The sequence below is a fragment of the Lentzea sp. CC55 genome (genome assembly GCF_021056325.1).
GTDB classification, from domain to species: Bacteria; Actinomycetota; Actinomycetes; order Mycobacteriales; family Pseudonocardiaceae; genus Lentzea; species Lentzea jiangxiensis.
In genome coordinates, this window is record NZ_JAJCXE010000056.1 from 1 (window position 1) to 21,242 (window position 21,242).

Annotated in this window: 14 protein-coding genes; 4 read left to right on the forward strand and 10 right to left on the reverse strand. The window is 70.8% G+C overall.

Going from position 1 to position 21,242, the window contains the following annotated elements; translation table 11 throughout:
• Positions 1 to 83: 83 nt before the first annotated feature.
• Complete coding sequence (locus L6E10_RS35075; protein ID WP_236224461.1) at positions 84 to 587, reverse strand: hypothetical protein; 504 nt, start codon at positions 585 to 587, stop codon at positions 84 to 86.
• Between the two features lie 387 nt (positions 588 to 974).
• On the opposite strand from L6E10_RS35075, the gene L6E10_RS35080 reads away from it, so the two are divergent.
• Positions 975 to 1,787 (forward strand): hypothetical protein, encoded by an 813-nt coding sequence (locus L6E10_RS35080; protein ID WP_236224462.1) that lies wholly within the window; start codon positions 975 to 977, stop codon positions 1,785 to 1,787.
• A 302-nt stretch (positions 1,788 to 2,089) separates the two neighbouring features.
• Here the strand turns inward: L6E10_RS35080 and L6E10_RS35085 are convergent, their stop codons facing one another.
• The 3 genes from L6E10_RS35085 to L6E10_RS35095 all read right to left on the reverse strand — a co-directional run bounded on the left by L6E10_RS35085 (position 2,090) and on the right by L6E10_RS35095 (position 4,806).
• Entirely contained in the window at positions 2,090 to 2,959 is an 870-nt protein-coding gene (locus L6E10_RS35085) for a hypothetical protein (protein ID WP_236224463.1), read from the reverse strand.
• Between the two features lie 10 nt (positions 2,960 to 2,969).
• A complete protein-coding gene (locus L6E10_RS35090; RefSeq protein WP_236224464.1) occupies positions 2,970 to 3,533 on the reverse strand; it encodes a papain-like cysteine protease family protein in 564 nt (187 codons plus the stop codon).
• A gap of 667 nt (positions 3,534 to 4,200) precedes the next feature.
• Complete coding sequence (locus tag L6E10_RS35095; protein ID WP_236224465.1) at positions 4,201 to 4,806, reverse strand: TetR/AcrR family transcriptional regulator; 606 nt, start codon at positions 4,804 to 4,806, stop codon at positions 4,201 to 4,203.
• Between the two features lie 187 nt (positions 4,807 to 4,993).
• On the opposite strand from L6E10_RS35095, the gene L6E10_RS35100 reads away from it, so the two are divergent.
• Both L6E10_RS35100 and L6E10_RS35105 read left to right on the forward strand, forming a co-directional pair.
• Positions 4,994 to 5,962 (forward strand): chlorophyllase, encoded by a 969-nt coding sequence (locus tag L6E10_RS35100; RefSeq protein WP_236224466.1) that lies wholly within the window; start codon positions 4,994 to 4,996, stop codon positions 5,960 to 5,962.
• 76 nt (positions 5,963 to 6,038) lie between these two features.
• Positions 6,039 to 6,638, forward strand: coding sequence for an NADPH-dependent F420 reductase (locus tag L6E10_RS35105; RefSeq protein WP_236224467.1), 600 nt, complete (start codon positions 6,039 to 6,041; stop codon positions 6,636 to 6,638).
• 171 nt (positions 6,639 to 6,809) lie between these two features.
• Here the strand turns inward: L6E10_RS35105 and L6E10_RS35110 are convergent, their stop codons facing one another.
• The 5 genes from L6E10_RS35110 to L6E10_RS35130 all read right to left on the reverse strand — a co-directional run bounded on the left by L6E10_RS35110 (position 6,810) and on the right by L6E10_RS35130 (position 11,999).
• Entirely contained in the window at positions 6,810 to 7,448 is a 639-nt protein-coding gene (locus L6E10_RS35110) for a response regulator transcription factor (protein ID WP_236224468.1), read from the reverse strand.
• Complete coding sequence (locus L6E10_RS35115) at positions 7,445 to 8,362, reverse strand: sensor histidine kinase (RefSeq protein ID WP_236224469.1); 918 nt, start codon at positions 8,360 to 8,362, stop codon at positions 7,445 to 7,447. Before L6E10_RS35115 ends, L6E10_RS35110 begins: the two co-directional genes overlap by 4 nt.
• A complete protein-coding gene (locus tag L6E10_RS35120; RefSeq protein ID WP_236224470.1) occupies positions 8,359 to 9,696 on the reverse strand; it encodes a serine hydrolase in 1,338 nt (445 codons plus the stop codon). Before L6E10_RS35120 ends, L6E10_RS35115 begins: the two co-directional genes overlap by 4 nt.
• A gap of 161 nt (positions 9,697 to 9,857) precedes the next feature.
• The gene (locus L6E10_RS35125) at positions 9,858 to 11,306 is read right to left on the reverse strand and encodes a hypothetical protein (RefSeq protein WP_236224471.1); all 1,449 of its coding nucleotides are present in this window, start codon (positions 11,304 to 11,306) and stop codon (positions 9,858 to 9,860) included.
• An 84-nt stretch (positions 11,307 to 11,390) separates the two neighbouring features.
• On the reverse strand, positions 11,391 to 11,999 hold the full coding sequence (locus L6E10_RS35130) for a TetR/AcrR family transcriptional regulator (protein WP_236224472.1): 609 nt from the start codon (positions 11,997 to 11,999) through the stop codon (positions 11,391 to 11,393).
• Positions 12,000 to 12,082: 83 nt separating this feature from the next.
• On the opposite strand from L6E10_RS35130, the gene L6E10_RS41040 reads away from it, so the two are divergent.
• Positions 12,083 to 13,234 (forward strand): DUF418 domain-containing protein, encoded by a 1,152-nt coding sequence (locus L6E10_RS41040; protein ID WP_236224473.1) that lies wholly within the window; start codon positions 12,083 to 12,085, stop codon positions 13,232 to 13,234.
• 303 nt (positions 13,235 to 13,537) lie between these two features.
• Here L6E10_RS41040 and L6E10_RS35140 read toward each other — a convergent pair whose 3' ends face one another.
• Complete coding sequence (locus L6E10_RS35140) at positions 13,538 to 21,064, reverse strand: type I polyketide synthase (RefSeq protein ID WP_236224474.1); 7,527 nt, start codon at positions 21,062 to 21,064, stop codon at positions 13,538 to 13,540.
• Positions 21,065 to 21,242 lie beyond the last annotated feature (178 nt).

Below are 21,242 nucleotides of genomic sequence, written 5' to 3' on the forward strand. Positions count from 1 at the left end.
CAACACTGAACGCGGTCACCACGCACTCGACGGGCACCCACCCATCAGCCGCGTTCAGTCACCAACCTCATGACCAAGTACACCTAGGACGCGGGCGCGTAGAGCCGGTACAGCCAGAGCCAGTGGCCTTCGAGGTCCGTCATCTCGGCGAAGTAGTTGTCACCGCCGTCGGGGAAGGCTTTCGGCTTCATCCCGGGCGCGATGTAGGGACCGAACACGGTGCCGGCGAAATTTCCGTCGTCATACGCGTAAACGGTGTACTTCGGAGGCTTGCCCTCGCCCAGCGACACGTTGATCCACGCCTTCACCGGCGCGTCCTTCGTACCCAGCAACCGGAACTCGAAGTCGGTGACCTCCGCTGTCGTCCAAGCGTCGGAGTTGTAACGGTCAGTTTCGAACGGGAAGGAGCCTTCTTCGTTCGGCTTGACCGCCAGACAACCTCCCGTGGAGCCGTAGTCGGTGATGTACGGCGCCTCGACGTAGTGCGTCTTCAACGCCCACAAACGGATGAGCGGCGCCCGCGGAACGAGGAAGTTGAACTGTGCGGTGGTCCGAACCGAGGTGCTCTTGTCGTCGACGTTCAACATGTCGAACCCCTTTTTGGAGGTCATGCTTTCGCGATCGAACTTACTCGGGCCAGAAGATCGTCGGCGTCGAAATACACCGTGGAGCAAACCAGTCAGCCTGATTGATTAACGTCCGATCACTCAGAGACGCAGACCTCAGAGCTGGCGGACGCAGGCCGCTGGCTTGTCACCCGACAGCTTGCTCCATGGTCGAAGGGTGCGCCTCCGCACCTCGACCTCGTGCCGGTTCGAATGTGTTTGCAGAAGCGGTGAGGTGCTGCCGAGGGCATGAGACGCTCGCACCTGATGCTTTGCTTCCAGGCAGGTGTCCGGCGATCACGGTTGTCAGAAGCAGCGATGCGGTGGGGGTGGACGTTGTACGCGTTCTGTCGATACGGGGCTGCGTTCGTGCTCGTCCTGTACGGGTTCGCGAAGCTCAACGGATCGCAGTTCACCGTTCTGTCGTCCGAATTGGACAAGCCGATGGGTGATGTCTCAGGTTTTTGGCTGACCTGGCACTACTTCGGCTTCTCGTCGATTTTCGGCACGCTGGTCGCGCTGGTCCAGATCACTCTCGGAGTACTGCTGTGCTGGCGCAAGACCACGTTGATGGCCGCGTGCGGCGGACTGGGCGTGCTCGCCACGATCACGCTGATCGATCTGACCTACGGCGTCGACGCCGGCGGTACCGTGATGGCCGCGGCAACCACCGCCTGCCTGGGTTTCGTCGTGGCCCGGCATCGTGCTGACCTCGTGCGCGTGCTCTGGACCGACCAGCGCTCCACCGACGCACGAGGTGTGCGCGAGGTCATCGTGAGGGTGGTCATCCAAGTCGCGGTGTTGGTCGCTGTGTTCGCCGGCACCTACTGGATCGCCAATGAGAACAACCGTGCGCCGACGCCGTTGGACGGTGCCTGGGACGTCCGTGCCGGGACCTACCAACCCGCCGGCACTGCTCGACCTCTTGAGCGCCTGTACTTCGAGCGCAACCGAGCCCACCTGGTGGTCTTCCGCTTCGGTGACCAGTGGATCGAGCACCACTTCGAGGTTGATCCCGCGCGGCGAGAGCTGCGGATGTGGGAACAGTGGCTCCGCAAGGACAAGCCCCTGTTGTCCAACGGGGTCTATGAGCAGTCCGGCGATCGACTGGTGATCACCGGAACCTTCGACGACGGCACCTACCCCGTTCGCCTCGAGCTCACCCGGCTCCGGAATCGCTGAAACGGGTCCAAGCCGTGGTGGGCTCGCGGGTGCAGGTTCGGGATGTGGCTTGTCGGAAGGGCGGGCCTCCGAGGTCAGGCCACCATGGCCGGAGGGTGCACTCCCACACCTCGACCTCGAGCACTTCGGTGGTGCCCGCTTCCGGGCTCGGCAACCCGAGATGCGCACGCGCTGGATGCGCGTCCCACCATGCCGATCAGCGCTGCAAGACGCGGTGCATCGCAACAGATCGCGTGCTGACCCGCCGCCCGGCTTCGCCCTGGCCCCGGCCGGATGCCGGGTGCCGGGGCGAAGCGGAAGATTCAGCCGGTGGTGTTGCGTCGGCGGCGGAAGAGGAAGAAGGCGCCGGCCACGAGCACGAGCGCCGCGCTTGAACCGCCGACGAGGGACGGCGCCGTGGACGACGCGCCTTCCGCCCCGCTCGCGCTGCCGTAGCCGCTCGACATTCCCTTGGTGTCGTACTCCGATGCGGGCAGCTTGTCGGCATAACGGGCCTTGACCAGCTTCTGGTAGTCGCTCAGCGACATCGACGACCCGCCGCCCAGTCCTTCCCGCGCCTGGTCGTTGAGCGGCTCCACCGTGATGAGCTTCAGCAGGTACCAGCCGCGGATCTGCGGCTCGGCGAACACCAGGGTCCCCGCACCGGCCTTGGCGGCGTAGGTGGTGTCGTCGTCACCTTCGCGCACCGCCGCCAGGTGCCATCCGCCGCCCTGCGTAGGGGCGAGCATGACGGTGACCTGGCGGTCGTTGACAGTGCTGTCCAGCGAGGACACCAGGCGGGTCAACTTGACCGCCTCGGCGGCGATCGGCTGGGACGTGCCCGCGACGAAGCCCGGCGTGATCTCGCTGACCGGCAGCGGATCCTTGATCGTGAAGGCGGGCATGCCTTCGCACGGATCGGCCTTGTCCGGGATCGTGTGCACCGTGTCGGACCCGCCCTGGGGCACCGGCACGCTGAGGAAGCGGCACACGGCGTTGCGGACGTCGGTCGACCTCACAGCGTCGAGAGCGGCCTGGTAGTCGGGGATGTCCACCGGGAGCGGGTCGTTGACCGGGGCCGCGTGGACGGGACCGGTGGCGGACAGCAGGGCGGATGCGCCCAGCGCCAGCACAGCGGTCAGGCGGGAAAGGCGGGAAGCTGCCCACCGTCCGGACGTTCTTGGTTCACGCATGATGCCTGCCTCAGCGGGAGATGCCGATCCGGGAGTGGGTCCACTTGAACGAGCTGTTGTTGACGTAGTCGTTGTAGTTCCACCACGTGTAGGTGGCGGTGTCCGGCCACGGGTCAGCGACCGCGATGGTGTTCTTCGAGGTGTCGAAGCCGTAGACGACGTTCATGTGGCCCCCGCCCGAAGTCCACCCGATGCGCGCACCGACGGGACGGGCGGCCTTGACGTCGGTGTAGACCTGGTTGAACGAGGCCGCGCTGTTCAGGCCCGAGCCGGGGTGGGCCATGCCGAGGCTGTTCCAGCCCCTGGCCATGTCGTCGAGCGTGGCCGGCTGGTTGTTGCAGCCGTAGTAGGGCTGGGCCCGGTTGCAGAAGTCCGTCTGCGTGCTGCCGACGCCGTGGTACCTGGCGATCGTCAGACCGGAGGCGACCCAGCACCACTGGCTCTTCTCCTGCTTGTACATGCTGATGTTGTCGTACCCCGATTCCGCTTGAGCCGCGCCTGCCGCGGCCACGAGCAACCCCGAGGTCGTCAGCGCGATGGCCGACGCCGTGATCGCGAATCTGGATCCACCCATTTCCCTGTCCTCCTGCATGAGATGAGTACCGGGAGACCTGAGGACATGAAAGCGCGAAATTTCGTTGCCCTGCGGAAACGGCGTACAAATACGCTCGCAAGAGTGAATGCCATGAAATGTGAATCGCCATGCCGAAGTCATGAATCGTCGAACATCAACAACGATCCGCCGGTACTTCCGCTGATTCCGTCCTCTTCCGTGAAAGTTGCAGAACTGCACTCTTTGCGGTGCCGAAGGCGGTCGAAAAGGCCACCGTCCGCTCCCGTCCACGGGAATGCGAGGGTGAGTTGGACACTTTGAGGTGAACGCACGAGGTTTCCGGTAGTCGCGGGCTCTCCGGCAACTGCGCCGATCCACGCGCGGGCCGCGGCCTGTCGCCGGTGCGCGCCGCACGTCGATCCCCTCGGCTGGGGTCGCCGGCCACGCCGTGGATCGGCGGGACCGCGTCGATCGGCGAGATCCACTGGGTGACGTCGTTGCGATGCCCGCCGACGAGCACGACCATCGAGAACGCCGGTGGCGTCGGTGATCAGGTGGTGCCGGGAACCAAGCTTGCGCCGGTCGACCGGGGCGCGGCCCCGCGTGGTCCCCTCCGGGCGCCCGCCGCGATCTTGAACGTCCTGCCCGGTGAGGCAGAGCCGAGACGCCGACTCGTTCCACTCGATCGCTAGGGGTCCAGCTTGAGCGAGCCGTGGCCGACGTCGGTGCTGTCGGCGATGACGCGGATCAGGTGCAGCAGGTCGTTGTGGAGTTCGTCGGTCATGCGGCCCTCGGCGACGCCGCGGAGGAACACGTGGGTGATGCCCCTGATCGCGGCTCGGCCCGCGGCTCCGAACAGGTCGTCGCGATCGGCTCCGTCGAAGGGGAAGCCGGTTCCCGGGGTCCGCTGGGAGACCTCGGCCTCCGCCATGGCGACCACGCCGGGGTTGACCAGGGCCATGGCGCGGGTGAGCGCGGCTTCCTCCTGGTCGACGTTGTCGCGCAGGTCGTGCCACCACCTGTCCACCAGATCGATGAACGCCAGGGTGGGATCCTCCTGGTGCAACGTGATGATCCGCCGCTCGATGGCCGCCGGCCATTCGGTGATGAAGTCGAGCTTCGACGGGAAGTAGCCCGTCACGGTCCGCGGCGCGACTTCGGCCGCCTCGGCGATGTCGGCGATCGTGGTCCGTTCGTACCCGTGTTCGGTGAACAGGCGCAGGGCCGTGTGCAGGATCAGGCGCCGTCGTCGTGCTTTCGACCGTTCTCGAAGTCCTGGACCGTCACTGGTCACCGTCCCACGCTCCCGCACTCCGTCGATCGCCGTCTGCGCAGGCCTCAGCATACATGCACCCCGTCGCTAAAATGCACTCTTGTGCAAACTTGCCGTCCATGGCAATCTTTTGCCGGGCGGTCGAGTCGATCACCCACGAGTCCGTGAAGCAACGGGTTCATCGACGAACGGTCTGAGAGGAACACCCATGAGCACGTCCTACGCGGACGCCGCCGGCTTCCCGGTCAGCGACCCCACCCCCATCCTCAGCTACAGCCCCGTATCGCTCGAGGTGCCGGACAGGCCCGTGCCGCTGGAGATCAAGATCTCGGCGCCCGTGACCGGGACCGACCTGCCGGTGGTGCTGCTCTCGCACGGGCACGGCATGGCCAACTTCATCTCCTCGCTGCGCGGCTACGGCCCCGTCGCGGATTTCTGGGCCGCTCACGGGTTCGTCGTCGTCCAGCCGACGCACCTGGACTCCACAGCGCTCGGGCTGCGCGACCAGGACCTGCCCGACGCGCCGCTGTTCTGGCGTGACCGCGCCGTCGACATGCACACCGTCCTCGACCACCTGGAGGAGGTGCTCGCCGCGGTTCCAGGGCTGCCGGGCCGTGTCGACACCGAGAAGGTGGCCGCGGTCGGGCACTCGGCCGGTGGCCACACGGTCTCGCTGCTGCTGGGCTCGCGGGTGGGTGACCCGAACGACCTCCGGGAGAAGGACCTCTCCGATCCCCGCGTCAAGGCCGGCGTCATGATCGGAGCACCGGGCATCGCCGACGAGCACTTCTCGCCGTGGGCCGCCGAGCGGTACCCGATGATGAAGCACATCGACTTCGGGCAGATGACCGGCACCGCGCTCGTCATCGCCGGCGACGAGGACCTGAACCCCCACTTCTCCTCCCGGCTCAGCTACCGCTGGGACGCCTACACCCACAGCCCCGGCGGGAACAAGACACTGCTGACCTTCCTGGGCGCGGGACACCTGTTCGGCGGGATCTCCGGCTACGACGCCGCAGAGACCTCCGACGAGAACCCCGGACGAGTGGCCGCGCTGCGAGCGCTGGTGTGGGCCTACCTGCGTTCCCGGTTGCTCCCCGGCGACACGTCCTGGGACATCGCCGTGAAGGCCCTGCAAACCCGGGAGACGCCTGTGGCGAAGGTCGAAACCAAGTAGCCCGCGACGTGCGGCTGCTCGTCGCTCGGCACCGCACCCCACAGGTCGATCACCCGAACCTCTGCAGGAAGAACCCATGAGAATCGCGATCCTCGGCACGGGCAAGGTCGGCTCCGCACTGGGGACACGACTGGCGTCCGCCGGTCACCACGTGGTCTACGGCTCACGGACGCGCGCAGGTGAAGCAGGAACCCTGAGCCCGCGCGAGGCTGTCGCGTCCGGTGAAGTCGTCGTCACCGCCATCCCGGGCACGGCCGTGCTCGGCGCCTTGGAAGCCGTCGGGGATGACGTGCTGGCCGGGAGAATCGTGCTCGACCCCTCGGCGGCTCTCACGCCGCAGATGACGATGGCCTACCCCGGCGACAGCGTGGCCCAGCAGGTGCAGGCGCGTTTCCCGCGGGCCCGTGTCGTGAAGACGCTCAACACGATGAACTTCACCATCATGGTCGACCCACTGGCGTCACTGCCCCAAGCCACCGTTTTCGTCAGTGGCGACGACAGCGCAGCCAAGACCGTGGTCACAGCCTTGCTCGGTGACCTGGGATGGCCCGAAAGCAGCGTCCTGGACCTGGGCGGCGTCCACACCGCCTTGGCCACCGAGCATGCCGCCCCGTTGTTCTTCGCGACCGCCGGTGCCCTGGGAACCGCGAAGTTCGCGATCTCCATCTCCCGGTAGGAGGTGAACCGCGCTCGACCGCGGGACCCGCCGCAACGAGCTTCACGTGCTGTCGCGGACGACTGCCTCCTGGTCCTGCCGGACCATGTTCGGAAGTCTCCGAGCAACCGGGGAACCTCGGTGGATCATGTTGTGCGGTGGCTGACGCGGTGGTCGCGGAGCCGGAGCGGGTCATTCCGTCATGCCGGCCTCGTATGCGGTGATGGCCGCCTGTACGCGGTTCTGCACGCCCAGCCCGCGCAGGATCGCGGAGAGGTGCGCCTTCACCGTGCCCTCCGCGAGGCGCAGGCGTGCCGCGATCTCCTGGTTCGACAGACCGCGCCCGACCAGGGCCAGCACGTCGCGCTCGCGCGGGGTCAGCGCCCCCACCTTGCGCTTCGCCGCCGCCGGTCGCGTCAGTCCCGACCGCAGGCCGGCGAGGACGCGGCGGGCGACCCGTGGTGACAGGTACGCGGCACCGTCGGCAACCGCTCTCACCGCGATCAGCAGCTCCCGCGGGTCCGCTGCCTTGAGCAGGAAGCCGCTCGCGCCGTCCTCCAGGGCCCGCGCCACGTACTCGTCCTCGTCGAACGTCGTCAGCATCACCACCGGGGCGACGTCGCGCAGCTCGCGGGCCGCGGCGAGGCCGTCGAGGCGCGGCATGCGGATGTCCATCAGCACGACGTCCGGCCGGTGCGCGTGCGTCAGCTCCACGGCCGCGCGCCCGTCGTCCGCCTCCGCCACCACGGTGATCTCCGGATCCGTCGCCAGCACCGCTGCCAGCCCCGCCCTGATCATGGCCTCGTCGTCGGCCAGCAGCACTCTGATCACGTCAGCGGCATCCGTGCGACCAGGGTGAACAGCCCGTCCTCTGCCGTCACCGCCAACTCGCCGCCCAGCAGCCGCAGCCGCTCCGCCAGCCCCGCGAGACCGCTGCCCCTGCCGACCGGACCTGTCAACGGATTCCTGACCTCCACCGTCACCAGCCGCTGCGCGACCGTCACCACCATCGTCACCGGCTCGCCCGGCGCGTGGCGGGCCGCGTTCGTCAGCGCTTCCCGCGCGACCCTGCGCACGGCCTGGTCCAGCACGTCCGGCAGCTCGGCGAGCCCGTCGACCGTCACGGACATGCCCGCGTGCCGCGCGTTCGCCACCAGGTCTGCGACCGGTGGCACGTCGTCGCGTTCCCGCACCATCGCTATCGCCTGCCGCAGCCGGTCCGTCGCCGCCACCGCCGACGCCCGCACCGCACTCGCCGTGCGAGCGTGCTCACTGGTCAGACCCGGTGACAGCTCGAGCGCGCCCGCGCGCAGCGCGATCAGTGCGAGGTCGTGTCCGAGCGAGTCGTGCAGCTCCGCCGCGAGCCGGCCCCGCTCCTGCAGCCGCGCCCGCTCGGCGACGTGCTCCTGCTCGCGCTCCAGCTGCCGCACCCGCTCCTGCTCGGCCTCGATCAGCAGTGCCTGTTGCCGCCGGTACCGCCCGGCGAGCCACGGCAGCACGACCGTGATCAGCAGGACGACCAGCGCCGTCATCACCTCGGTGGGCTTCAGGAGAGCAACGACCGCTGTGCCCGCGATCGCGACCCCGGTGAGGACGTGCCAGCCGAAGCGCGCGTTGACGTGCCTGCCGTGCAGGTACGCGAGCGCCGCCAGCACCAGCCAGGCGCACACCAGCCAGACCGGCAGGCCGCCCTCCGTGTTCAGCCCGCCGGCCAGGCCGAGAACCGCGAGGACCCCGAGACTCACCGGACCGACACTAGCCGCACGACGCGTGCGGTGAGCACCGCGATCCCGGCCAGCGCGGCGGCGCCGAGCGTGACCGTGAGGGGCAGCGCGAAGTACCAGAGCTGCGCCCACAGCACCGTCCGGCCCGAGCTGACGAACGACACGACCTGCGGGTAGAGCGCGAACAGCACCGCCGGCAGCGCCACGACCACGAGCCGCGCGACCGTCAGCCACGGGTGACGAGGGCTCTGGCGTCGCGCCCAGCGCCGTGCCCGCACCACCCCGAGCACACCGAGCGCGACGGCCAGCAGCCCGATCGCGGCGAGCACCCACTCGACGAGCTGCCGTGAGCTGCCGGGCCTCGCCGGTGTCTCACCGCGACTCAGCGCGATCAGGCCGGCGAGGATCGTGCCGGTGTCATCGACGAGGCCGGCGCCGTTGGTCATCACGGCGTAGCCGTGACCGGACTCGGGGTCGATGGCCTGGATCGCGTTGTAGGTCCACAGGTTGCCGCTGTGCACGAGCATGCCGTTGTCGTCGGGCTGCCAGCCCATGCCGTAGTCGTGCACGTCAGACGGCTCGTGCATGGTCGCGAGCGACTCGGTGGCGAACGGGCCGTGGCCGTTCTGCGCGACGAGCCAGCGGCCCATGTCGTGCGCGGTGGTGATCACCGTGCCCGACCCGCCGACCGCCGGGCCGTCGCCCAGTTCGGGCCGGTCGAGCCAGACGCCGTAGAGCGAGTTGAAGCCGTTCGGCGCGTCGCCGCCCGCCCGGCTGTCGTGCATGCCGAGCGGCTCGAACACGTTCTGGCGCAGGTAGTCCTCATAGGATTGACCGGAAACCACCTCGACCAGCCGGGCGGCGACGTTGTAGTTGACGTTGCTGTAGGCGAATCGCGTGCCCGGCTCTGCTGCGTCGACGGGTCGCAGGAGGTCGACGTACTCGGCGAGCGTCCGCGCCCCGGTCAGCTGTCCGATGTCGACGGACGCGTCGGAGATGCCGGAGGTCTGGTTCAGCAGGCGGCGCACCGTGATGCGCGGCGGGAGCTGGGGGAGGTGGTCGTGCACCTCGTCGTCCAGCCCGACGCGGCCGTCCTCGACGAGCGTCATCACCGCGGCGGCGGTGAACGACTTGCTGACCGATGCGACCCGCATCGGCGTGTTCGCGGTGACGGCATCGCCGTGCGCGTCGTGCCCGGCACCGGTGGCGTGCACGATCTCGCCGCCGCGGGTGACGACGACCGAGACGCCGGGCAGCCCGGTCGCGTCGAGCGCTTGGTCCAGATAGGTGTCGATCGATGCCGGAGCGGGGCCGGGGAAGGAGGCCAGCACCAGCCCGGCCACGAGGGTCCTCATGTGCCAGAACGCTATGGATCAGGAGGTCGTCGCCGGATCCGCCGATCGACCACGATCACCCCTGCCGATCGTCGGGGGTTCGCACTCAGTTCCATCGAGCCGGCCACTCGTCGTCTTGACGGCGCAGGATCTGCGCACAGCACGCCAACACGGACGTCTGTTCAGCTCAGCCGCTCAGCCAAGTCGGGAAGTCCGGCAGCGAACGCGATGAAGCGACGTTGACGGCGATCGAGGGGAGCGGTGGAAAGCAGGTCCGTGATGCGCCGCTGCTGCGTGGCGGTCGGCCGCGAGTACATCGGCAGCTCGCGCTGCCGGCCCAAGCCGGCCAGCCGCGGGTCGGAGTCGTGGAGGAGCTCGAGATCAGCGATGACCGCCTCCCAGCCGCCGCGGCGGCGGTGGATCCACCAGGCCCGGCGGCGGAGTTCCGGGTCCTCGGCCGCCTTGAGCGGGGCCAGTTCGGTGACTGTCCACAAGCGAGGGTTGTCGACGAGGACCTCGCCGGCCAGGCGAGCCACTCGTGAGTGGTCGCCGGCCACCGACTGGAGCAACAACGGGATGTCCTCCGCGGTGGCACGGCTCCGCAGCAACGACAGGCCGGCTTTCCGCAGCGGAAGCTCCGTGCCGCGGACGAGAGCGACGACCTCCCGGCGTTCGATGGCGGTGCCGGTCTCGGCGAGGCCGATGTAGGCGCGAGCGCGCACGACCGGCGTGGCGGTGGAACGCGCGGACGTGGCGTAGACGGCGACTGGATCGCGTCCCATCTCCTGCCAGCGACGACGAGCCCACACGCGGGTGAGCACAGAGGAGTCGAGCAGAAGCCGCTCCACGTCGGCCGGGTCGAGCTGCGCGGCCGTCAGCTTCACCAAGGCCAGGGTGCGGCTCTCGGCGGCCCGGTCTCGCAGCAACACCCTGGAGATGGTGTCGGGAGCCGCCGAGCCGGCGATGATGCCGATGAGCCGCTGCCGGACGACCTGGTCCCTCTCGCCGGGCAGCAGCGCGATCGCGTCCGGCAGCCCGAGCAGTCCGGAGTCGAAGCTGTGCCGGAAGGCGGCGCGCCGGAGGTCGTGGTCCGCGGAACTCCGCAAGCGGGCCCACACGTTCGCCTCACCGTGCTCGCTGACCAATGCGCGCAGGTACAGGTCCAGGACCTCGAAGCCCCGGCCGCGCTGCTCGATGCGATGCAGCAGCGGCACCACGCGGTCGGCGTTGTCCAACGTCCGTCGTCGCAGCACCTCACGCACAGCCACTTCGCGGATCGCCTTGACGTGGTCGCTGACCCGGACTGCCAGCGCGCGATCGCTCAACGCAGCGGGGGAGGTGACCAGCGACCGAACGGCGCGCTCACGCACGTATCCGTTCGGGTGCATGCCGGCCAGCACCGCGACGACAGGCACCGGACTCGCCAGAACCTCGCTCGTCCACTTCTCCGGCTCTCCCAACGCCGGCACCTCGTAGCGGAACCGGCGAGCATCGTGGTCGATCCGCAGCAACTCGCGTGCGGTCACCGAGGTGAGCCAGGACGCGGTCTCGTCCAGGACGAACCGGTCGCCCTGCCAGGCCGCAGCGGCACTCTCACCCAGGCGGCTGCGGATCTGCGGCGGATTCAGCATGCGGCAGATTCTGGCGGCTGCGCGTCCGGCGGTCATCCGAAATGAACCGGCGCCGGCCGTACCGGGCGCCACACCACTGGAACGTCAGGATTCGGCTCGGGTCGCAGGGCGCAGAAGCCGGCTGAGAACCAGTCGTAGTGTTTCGCGTTCGCGCTCCGGTGCGAAGCTCGCGTCCACCGCGACGCGGTTGAACAAGCCGTCCACCAGGGTGGCGAGCCAGGTGGCGGTCGTCACCGGGTCCAGTCCGGGGTCGATCCGGCCCGCCTCGGTGGCTCGCTCGACGAGGTCGGCCAGACCGGACCGCACCGACCGGTCGTTGGTCGCGACCAATGCCGCGATCTGTTCGTCGCGGTGGGCCTGAGCGGAGATCTCGAGGACGAGGCGGGCGTACTCCGTGTCCGAAGCCAGGTCGATCACCAGGTCGAAGAACCTCGTCAGCGCGTCCCAGGGCTCGGCGGTGGACAGGTCGGCGAACAGTGCCGACGTGTCGACACCGTCCTGTTCGACGACCGCGGCGAAGATCTCCTGCTTGCTGCCGAAGTAGTAGAACAGGTTGCCGGGGCTCATGCCCGCCTCGGCACAGATGTCGGCGGTGCGGGTCTGACCGAACCCAGCTCGCGCGAAGCACCGCGCCGCGGCCTCCAGGATCTGGAGTCGCTTCGCCTGGCGCTTGGCTGGGTCGACGGTGCGCATGGCTCGATTCAACCAGGAGGTTGACGGGGGAGGATCACCGCCATCAATATTAGACCGACTGATCGATCTATGAAAGGTACGTCGTGACGACCAACTCCCGCCTCGTGCGGTTGGACGCGCTGCGCGGGTTCGCCCTGTTCGGCATCCTGGCTGTGAACGTGTGGGCGTTCGCGACCGGCTACTACGTCTCCGGGATCGCCGACCCGGCACGCGATCCGGTCATCCAGTGGATCGTCTCGATGTTCTTCGAGACCAAGTTCTACCTGCTGTTCTCGTTCCTGTTCGGGTACAGCTTCACGTTGCAGATGGACTCCGCGGCCCGCGCGGGCGCCGCGTTCTGGCCGCGGATGCTGCGACGGCACGCCGGGCTCATGGCGATCGGCTCCGCGCACGCCGTGCTGCTGTTCCACGGCGACATCCTCACCACCTACGCAGTGCTCGGCCTCGTACTGCTGATGCTGCGCGGCATCTCTCCCCAGCGCGCGGTGTGGCTGGCGGTGAGCCTGCTTTGCGTCAGTGGCGTGTTGTGGACACTGTTGGGAGTCCTCGACGTGTTCACCCACACCCCGATCGACGCCACCGCGGTGTCCGCACGGGTCGCCGAAACGGTGGCCGCCTACCAGGGGACTCCCGAGACGGTGGTCGCCGAACACCTGCGGCGGCTGCCCGAAACGCTCCAACTCGTCGTGTTCGTGCAGGCCCCCAGCGCAATGGCGATGTTCCTGCTCGGGTTCGCGGCAGGCAAGCGGCAGGTGCTCGCCGAACCGTGGCGGTACCGGGCACTGTGGTCGTGGCTGCTGCGCGTCGGCGCGCCGATCGGACTCACCGGAGCCGCCTTCTACGCCTACGTCGTGGTGAACCGCCCGGGAAGCGGCCTCGAAACCCTCGCGATGGGCGTCAGCATCCTCACCGCGCCACTGCTCACCGGTGCCTATGTCGCCGCGCTGCTGCGCCTGTTCGACACACGGGTCGCCGAGGTGTTCGCCCCGGCGGGCCGCGTCGCGCTGTCGAACTACATCCTGCAATCGGTCATGTTGGGCGTCGTCTTCACCGCGTACGGGTTCGGCTTGGTGGGCCGGCTGTCCTACGTCGCGGTCGTCGGGGTCGTCCTCGGCATCTACGCGATCCAGCTCGTGCTCAGCGCGCTGTGGCTTCGCAGCCACCGCTACGGGCCGCTGGAATGGCTTCTCCGGACGGTGACCACAGGTAGATGGCCCGCTGTCGTTCGCAGGTGACCTCCGTCCGCATCCGTTCGAAGCCGCGGCGGGTGCTCGGGAACTGTGGCCGGTGCGGTTCAAGACTTGCGCGCCGGATGCGGGCGGTCCGACGCGCCGATCGCATCCCTCTTCTCGATGGCGGTCGGATAGTGGAAGAAGGCTGCCACGACGAGCTGTTGTGCTGTGGCGGCCGCTACGCCGACTTCTGGAACGCCTCCCTGGCTGCCGTTGAGAGCGAATCGGCGCCGTGCGGCCTCCGGCCCGGCCACCCCACAGGGTGACCGGGCCGGCGTCGAACGTTCTCGCTACCGGAACCGCCGATCAGGAGCTGCCGTGTTCTTCCTCGGACGCCAGGCCGTTCACGGGGGTCTCGAACGACAGCTCGCCGTCGATGAGCTCGAAGAGCTCGTCGTCGGTGGCGATGTCGAGCCCCCCGCCGGGCGCGGGGGTGTGGCCACCCAGCCGGGTGAGCAGCCCCTGCAGACGCGTGACCACGTCGGGCAGGTGGTCCGGGTTCGCGGCCACCGCGGCCTCGAGCTTGCCCAGGACCGCCAGGACGTCCTCGTCCTCGCCGCGCAGCTCCTCACCGAGGTGACGGGCGAGCGCCTCGACGGTGGGGTGCTCGAACACCAGCGTCCTCGCCAGCGTCAGGCCGGTCGCGGTGGCCAGCCTGTTCCGCAGCTCGACCGACATGAGCGAGTCGAAGCCGAGGTCCCTCAGCGCCTGGTCCGGCGGGATGAGGGCGGCGTCGTCCTCGCCGCGGACGGCCGCCGCCACGCCCTTCACGAGGTCGAGCAGGTGACCGTGGCGCCTGTCCGCCGGCAGGGCGGCGAGCTGGTCGGCCAGCTTGGTGCCGCCTTGCGTCGTGGTGTCGACGGCGGGGGCGTCCAGGAACTCGTCCAGGAGGTGGCGTTCCCTCTCGGAGGAGAACAGCGACGCGAACCGCTGGCGGTCGATGTCGGCGATGGTCAGCGCCGGCTCGTCCGCGGTGAGCGCCTCGTGGAGTGCCCGCAGTGCCGGTTCGGGTCGCAGGGCGCGCATCCCGGACCGGGCGAGCCTGGTGGCGAGCGCGTCGTCGGCACCCATGCCCTCGCCGGCCCACATGCCCCAGGCGATCGAGGTCGCGCGGTGGCCCCGGGCGCGCAGGTTCCCGGCGAGCGCGTCCAAGCCCGCGTTGGCCGCGGCGTACGCGCTCTGTCCCTTGCCGCCCCAGACACCGGCGGCCGAGGAGAACAGGACGAGCTCGTCCACCTGGCCCGCGACCAGCAGGTCGCCGAGCACCTGTGCCCCCACGACCTTGGCCGCGAGCACCGCGGTCAGGTCGGCCTCCGAGGTCTCGGCCAGCGGGCGGGTGACGTTCACCCCTGCCGCGTGCACCACCGTGCGCACCGGCCGTCCCTGCGCCGCGAGCTCCGCGATCAGGTTCTTGACCTGCGCTTCGTCCGAGACGTCGCAGGACGCGGCGGTCACCCGGTCGTCCTGGTGCGCGAGGCCGCCGGACGGCACGGCTGCCGCACCCCGCCTGCTGGCCAGCACGACGTGCTCGGCGCCTTCGGCGACCAGCCAGCGGGACAGGTGCGCGCCGAGCGCGCCGGTGCCGCCCGTGACGAGCACGGTGCCCTCGGGACGCCAGCGGCGGGAGTGCTTCGCCCGCTCGTGCCGGACCGGAACGACCCGTCGTACCAGCACGCCCTCGGCGCGCACGGCGAACTGGTCCTCACCGGCCGGATCCGCCAGCACCGCGAGCAGGGAGTCGACCGCGTCCGCGGTGGGGTCGGCGGGCAGGTCGACGAGACCGCCCCAGGACTCCGGCTGCTCGAGAGCCGCCACCTGGCCGACGCCCCACACCTGCGCTTGCCGCGGGTTGCGCACGGGGTCGCCCGCCGAGGTCCCGGCCGCGTGCTCGGTGAGCAGCCAGACCGGGGCTCCCAGCGTGCCGGCCGCGCGGAGCAGGGCGAACGTCGAGCGGAGCCCTGCGGAGACACCCGAGACCGGACGATCGGCCAGTCCGAGCAGCGAGACGACCCCGGTGACGGGGCCGATCCCACCGAGTCGCGCCGGAAGGCCGTCGAGGCCGTCCTCCTCGAGCAGCACGTGTTTGACGTGCGCACCGCAGTCGATCAACCCGGAGGCCACCGCTCGCGTCCACGCCTGGTCGTGACGCGCGTCCGCCAGCACCAGCCAGGTGCCCGCCGGGCGCGCCGCGGATCGGGCCGGGGCCTGTTGCCAGGCCACCCGGTAACGCCAGGCGCGCGTGTCCAGCTCGGCGGCGTCCCGGCTCTCCCGCACGGCGTTCGCCCAGTAGTGCTTGTGCTGGAAGGGATACGTCGGCAGATCGACCATCGGAGCCAGTTCGAGACCGTTCACCCGCGTCCAGTCCACCTCGGCACCGCGGACGTGGGCGGAAGCGACTGCGGTCACCGCCGCCCGGGCCTCCTCCCGGCCTCGACGCAGCAGGGGAGCGAACAGGCAGTCGTCCGCCGACTCCAGACCGGCCGCGGCCAGTGCGCTGAGAACTCCGTCGGGACCGAGCTCCAGGAAGGTGCGCGTGCCCTCGTCGGCCAGGGTCGTGACGGCGTCGTGGAACCGCACGGCGTTCGCGGCGTGCCGGACCCAGTAGTCCGCCGAGCGCAGGTCGTCTCCCGCGGCGAGGCGACCGGTCACGGTCGACACCACCTGAATCCGCGCCGGGAGGTACGTGAGCCCTTCGGCCACCCGCCGGAACTCGGCGAGCATCGGCTCCATCAGCGGCGAGTGGAACGCGTGGCTCACCGCCAGGCGCTTGACCGGACCGAACCGCCGCGCGACCGCGACAACCGCGTCTTCCGCACCGGAGAGCACCAGCGACCGGGGGCCGTTGACCGCCGCGATGGCCACTTCGCCGGCGAGCAGGGGAACGACGTCCTCCTCCGCGGCCCGCACCGCGACCATCACGCCACCGGCCGGAAGTGCCTGCATCAAGCGACCCCGCGCGGTCACCAGGCGGCACGCGTCCGGCAGCGACAGCACACCCGCGACGTGCGCGGCGGCGATCTCGCCGATCGAGTGACCCGCCACGAAGCCGGGCGTCAGGCCCCAGTCGCGCAGCAACCGGTACAGCGCCACCCCGATCGCGAACAGGGCCGGCTGGGCGTGCTCGGTCCGGTTCAGGCGGTCCTGGTCCTCCGCGATGATCCGGGGCAGCTCCGGGTCGAGGTGGGCGAAGGCCTCCCGCAGGGCTTCGGCGAACACCGGGAAGGCCGCCGCGAGCTCGACTCCCATGCCGGCGCGCTGGCAGCCCTGGCCGGGGAACAGGAACGCCGTGCCGCCGCCGGTCGCGTGGCCGCGCACCACGTCCTCCGCCGGGTCGCCGGCGCCCAGCGCCGCCACGGCGGGCAGGAGCGCCGCCCGGTCCTCGGCCAGAACGACAGCACGTTCCCGCAACGCGCTCCGCCGCCGGCCGAGGGCCGCACCGACCGCGGCCTCGGACAGATCGCCAAGGCCGTCCGCGAACTCGTGCAGCTGCCTGGCCCCGGCCTGCAGGGCCGCCGGGGTAGCGGCGGACAACGGCCACGCGACCAGCGCGGTTCCGCCGGGCTCCGGCACCGGGGCGTCCGCGGCGGGAGCCTCCTCGACGATGACGTGGGCGTTGGTGCCGCTGATGCCGAACGCCGACACCGCCGCACGGCGCGGGGACCGGCCCGCGGGCCACGCCACGGCCTCGGTCAGCAGCCGCAGCGCGGCGGGCGACCAGTCCACGTGGGGCGTCGGTTGCTGCGCGTGCAGCGTGCGGGGGAGCAGGCCGTGGCGAAGCGCGAGCACCATCTTGATCAGCCCGGCCACACCGGCCGCGGCCTGCGCGTGCCCGATGTTGGACTTGAGCGATCCGAGCCACACAGGTCGTTCCGCGGAACGCGCGCGGCCGTAGGTGTCCAGCAGTGCCTGGGCTTCGATGGGGTCTCCCAGCACCGTGCCCGTGCCGTGCGCCTCGACGGCGTCGACGTCGCTCTCGGTGAGGGCCGCCGCGGCCAGCGCGTCGCGGATGACCTCGGCCTGCGCGAGACCGCTCGGCGCGGTGAGACCGTTGCTGGCGCCGTCGGAGTTGACCGCGCTGCCCCGGACGACCGCGAGCACCGGGTGCCCGTTGCGCCGGGCGTCCGACAGCCGCTCCAGCAGGACCAGCCCGGCGCCTTCGCCCCAGGCGGTGCCGTCGGCCGCGGCCGAGAACGGCTTGCAGCGGCCGTCCGGTGCGAGACCGCCCTGTTTCTCGAACTCCACGAACAAGCCCGGGGTGGCCATGACCGTCGCCCCGCCGGCGAGCGCCAGGGTGCACTCGCCCGCCCGCAGCGACCGTGCGGCCATGTGGACGGCCACCAGGGAGGAGGAACAGGCGGTGTCGAGGGTGATGGCCGGGCCGCGCAGCCCGAACGTGTACGCGATGCGACCGGAGGCGACGCTGGTGGCCCCGCCGGTCAGCAGGTGACCGGTCAGCTCCTCGGACGGTGCGTGCATGCGGGGCCCGTAGTCCTGCGCCATCACGCCGGCGAACACCCCGGTCCGGCTGCCGCGCAGCGCCGTGGCGTCGATGCCCGCGCGTTCGAACGACTCCCACGCGAGCTCCAGCAGCAGACGCTGCTGCGGGTCCATCGCGGCGGCCTCACGGGGCGAGACCCCGAACAGGTCCGCGTCGAACTCCGCCGCGCCGTCGAGGAAACCTCCGCGCGCGGTGGCGATGCGCACCGGGTGGTCGAGGTCCCAGCCGCGGTCGAGCGGAAGACCGCCGGTCTCGTCGGAGCCGTCGGAGAGGATCCGCCAGAGCTCGTCCGGCGAGTCGGCGCCGGGCAACCGGCACGCCATCGCGACAACGGCGATCGGGTCGTCCTCCTCGGCCGCCGTCCCCGTTGACGGCGCCGCAGCGGGGGTCTGTTCGCCGCCGAGGCGCGCGTGCACGGCCTCGGCCAGGCGGGCCGGGGTCGGGTGGTCGTACACCGCGCCGGTGGGCAGCCCGGCGCCGGTGGCGTCGTTGAGGCGGCCGCGGAGCTCGACGGCCATGCGCGAGTCCAGCCCCATCTCCTTGAAGGTGAGGTCCGGCTCCACCGAGGCCGCGTCGGCGTGGCCCAGGACGATCGCGGTGTGCGCCCGGACCAGCCTGAGCAGCTGGCGGACGTCCACCACCGGCTCGTCGGTGGCGGGCTCCGGCGGCGGGACGTCCCGGTGTGCGGCGACGGGCAGCGCGGACGGAGCGGACGAGAGCGGGAGCCAGTGGGCCTTGCGCTGGAACGGGTAGGCCGGCAGCCGCAACCGTCCGCCGGTGGACTCGGGGAGGGCCCGCTGCCAGTCCACGGCGACCCCGGCGGTGTGCAGCGTCGCGGCGGAGCCGAGCACCCGTGACCAGTCGCCGTCGTCGCGGCGCAGCGTCTCGGAGACGACGAGCCCGGTGCCCGCCGCCTCCGCGATCTCGCCCACCGCACCGGTGAGGACCGGGTGCGGGCTGATCTCGACGAAGACCGAGCACCCCTCGTCGAGCAGGGCCGTGACGGCCGGGGCGAACAGGACGGGACGGCGCAGGTTGTCGAACCAGTAGGTGGCGTCGACCCGGCGCGAGCCGAGCCCCTCGCCGGTGACCGTGGAGTGGAAGGCGATCCCGGGTTCGCACGGAGCCACGTCCCGCAGGTCGTGCAGCAACTGCTCGCGCACCGCCTCCACCGCCGAGCAGTGCGACGCGTAGTCGACGGCGATCCGGCGTGCGCGGAGGTCCTCCGCCTGGCACGCCGCCACGAACCCGTTCACGTCGTGCTCCGGGCCGCACACCACGGTGGAGGTCGGGCTGTTGAGCGCCGCGACCTCGAGGCCGGGGAAGGCGGTCAGCCGGGCCCGGACCTCTGCCTCGGGCAGCGACACCACGGCCATCGTGCCGGTGCCCGCGAGCACCGTGAGCGCACGGGACCGGAGCGCGACGATCTTCGCCGCGTCGTCGAGGGTGAGCGCTCCCGCCACGCAGGCAGCGGCGATCTCGCCCTGCGAGTGGCCCACCACCACGTCCGGGCGCACGCCGAGCGACTCCCACACCGCCGCCAGGGACACCATGACGGCGAACAGGGCCGGCTGGACGACGTCGACGCGGTCCAGCCCCTCGCCGGTGGTCAACGCGTCGTGCAACGACCAGTCGGTGAACGGTGCCAGCGCCCGTGCGCAGTCGTCGACCCTGGCGCGGAAGACCGGCGAGGACTCCAGCAGCGCCGCGGCCATGCCGGCCCACTGCGACCCCTGACCGGGGAAGACGAACACCGTCCGGCCGGGCGTGCGGACCCGGCCCTGGACGACCCGCTGGTCCGGCAGCCCGTCGGCCAGCGCGCGCAACGACGGCACCAGCTCGTCGCGGTCGGCGGCCACCACGACGGCACGGTGCCGGAACGACGTGCGGGTGAGCGCCGCGGCCCGGGCGACCTCGGCGACGCCGGCCTCCGGTGCCGCGGCGAGGTGGGACAGCAGCCGGTCGGCCTGGTCCCGCAGCGCCTGCTCCGTCCGCCCCGACAGCAGCAGCGGCACGGCGCCACCCGGCTCCGCCGTGGTGCCGGACCCGGCCTCGGTGGTCGCCGGCGCGGCCCCGAGCACGACGTGGCAGTTCGTGCCGCCCATGCCGAACGAGCTGACCCCGGCCAGCCGCCCCCGCTCCGCCACGGGCCAGGGCTCCGCCGCCGTGACGACGCGCAGGCCCAGCTCGTCCAGAGCGATGTCCGGGTTGGGGCGGTCGTGGTGGAGGCTGGGCGGGATCTCCGCGTGGCCGAGGCTCAGCGCCGTCTTGATCAGGCCGAGGATGCCGCCCGCGGATTCGAGGTGGCCGATGTTGGTCTTGACCGACCCCACCGCCAGCGTGCCCGCGCCCGCGCGGGCCGCTCCGAGCGCCGCTGCCTCCAGCGGATCGCCGACCTTGGTGCCGGAGCCGTGCAGCTCGACGTACTGGACGTCGCACGGCGCCACCCCGGCGTCGGCGCAGGCCGCGCGCACGACGTCCGCCTGCGCTTCGGCACTGGGCACCGTGAGGCCCTCGGTCGCCCCGTCGTTGTTGACCGCGGTGCCCAGGAGCACGCAGTGCACCGGGTCGCCGTCCGCGATCGCCTTGTCCAGCGGCTTGAGCACCACCACACCGGCGCCTTCACCGCGGACGAAACCGTTGGCCCGCTCGTCGAAGGTGAAGCACCGGCCGTCCTCGGACAGGCCGCCGAACCGCGAAGCGGTCACCGCGGCGGCGCGCAGCAGGTTCAGGTTCACGCCCGCGACGACCGCCAGGTCGGACTCGCCGGCGCGCAGGCTGGTCGCCGCCAGGTGCACCGCGACCAGCGAGGAGGACTGCGCGGTGTCGACCGTGAGGCTGGGACCGCGCAGGCCGAGGAAGTAGGAGACGCGGTTCGCGATGACGGCCCGTTGGGTGCCCGTCATGGTGGTGGGCGAGATGGAGTCTTCGTGCACGTGGCTGAGCACGGCGTAGTCGTCGCGCAGGGCGCCGACGAAGACACCGACGTTGCGGCCCGCCAGCGTCGCGGGCACGATGCCGGCGTTCTCCAGGGCGGTCCACGAGAGCTCGAGGACGAGACGCTGCTGCGGGTCCATCGCGGCGGCCTCGCGCGGTGAGACGCCGAAGAACTCGGCGTCGAAGCCCGCGACGTCGTCCACGAAACCACCGAAACGGGCCGCGGCGTCCCGAGGCTCGAGCGTGGCGTCCCAGCGCTCCGGCGGCACGGTCGAGATGGCGTCCTCACCGCTGCGCAACAGCCGCCAGAACTCGTCGAGGTCTCGCGCACCGGGTACGCGGCACGCCATGCCGACGACGGCGATCGCGCCGCGCGGGTGGCTCTGGGCGGCCTTCATCAATGGGCCCTCGTCAATCTCGCTGGGCGGGGAGTGTCGCCCGATGTAAGACGACGGCCGGGCGCGGCGGCCAACGACCGTTCCGAATTTCGGGACCCGTGGCCGTTCCCGCGTCGAGCCGGGTGCCGCGCGTACCGAAAAACGGAACGGCTGTTTTGGGAGGCGTCGCGGGAACTCC

What these genes read in the sequence shown, in the direction of transcription:
- L6E10_RS35120 (WP_236224470.1), bottom strand. Translation starts at nt 9,696, where the DNA reads ATGAGGACCCTCGTGGCCGGGCTGGTGCTGGCCTCCTTCCCCGGCCCC.
- L6E10_RS35130 (WP_236224472.1), bottom strand. Translation starts at nt 11,999, where the DNA reads ATGCGCACCGTCGACCCAGCCAAGCGCCAGGCGAAGCGACTCCAGATC.
- L6E10_RS35125 (WP_236224471.1), bottom strand. Translation starts at nt 11,306, where the DNA reads ATGCTGAATCCGCCGCAGATCCGCAGCCGCCTGGGTGAGAGTGCCGCT.
- L6E10_RS35105 (WP_236224467.1), top strand. Translation starts at nt 6,039, where the DNA reads ATGAGAATCGCGATCCTCGGCACGGGCAAGGTCGGCTCCGCACTGGGG.
- L6E10_RS35085 (WP_236224463.1), bottom strand. Translation starts at nt 2,959, where the DNA reads ATGCGTGAACCAAGAACGTCCGGACGGTGGGCAGCTTCCCGCCTTTCC.
- L6E10_RS35100 (WP_236224466.1), top strand. Translation starts at nt 4,994, where the DNA reads ATGAGCACGTCCTACGCGGACGCCGCCGGCTTCCCGGTCAGCGACCCC.
- L6E10_RS35075 (WP_236224461.1), bottom strand. Translation starts at nt 587, where the DNA reads ATGTTGAACGTCGACGACAAGAGCACCTCGGTTCGGACCACCGCACAG.
- L6E10_RS35090 (WP_236224464.1), bottom strand. Translation starts at nt 3,533, where the DNA reads ATGGGTGGATCCAGATTCGCGATCACGGCGTCGGCCATCGCGCTGACG.
- L6E10_RS35140 (WP_236224474.1), bottom strand. Translation starts at nt 21,064, where the DNA reads ATGAAGGCCGCCCAGAGCCACCCGCGCGGCGCGATCGCCGTCGTCGGC.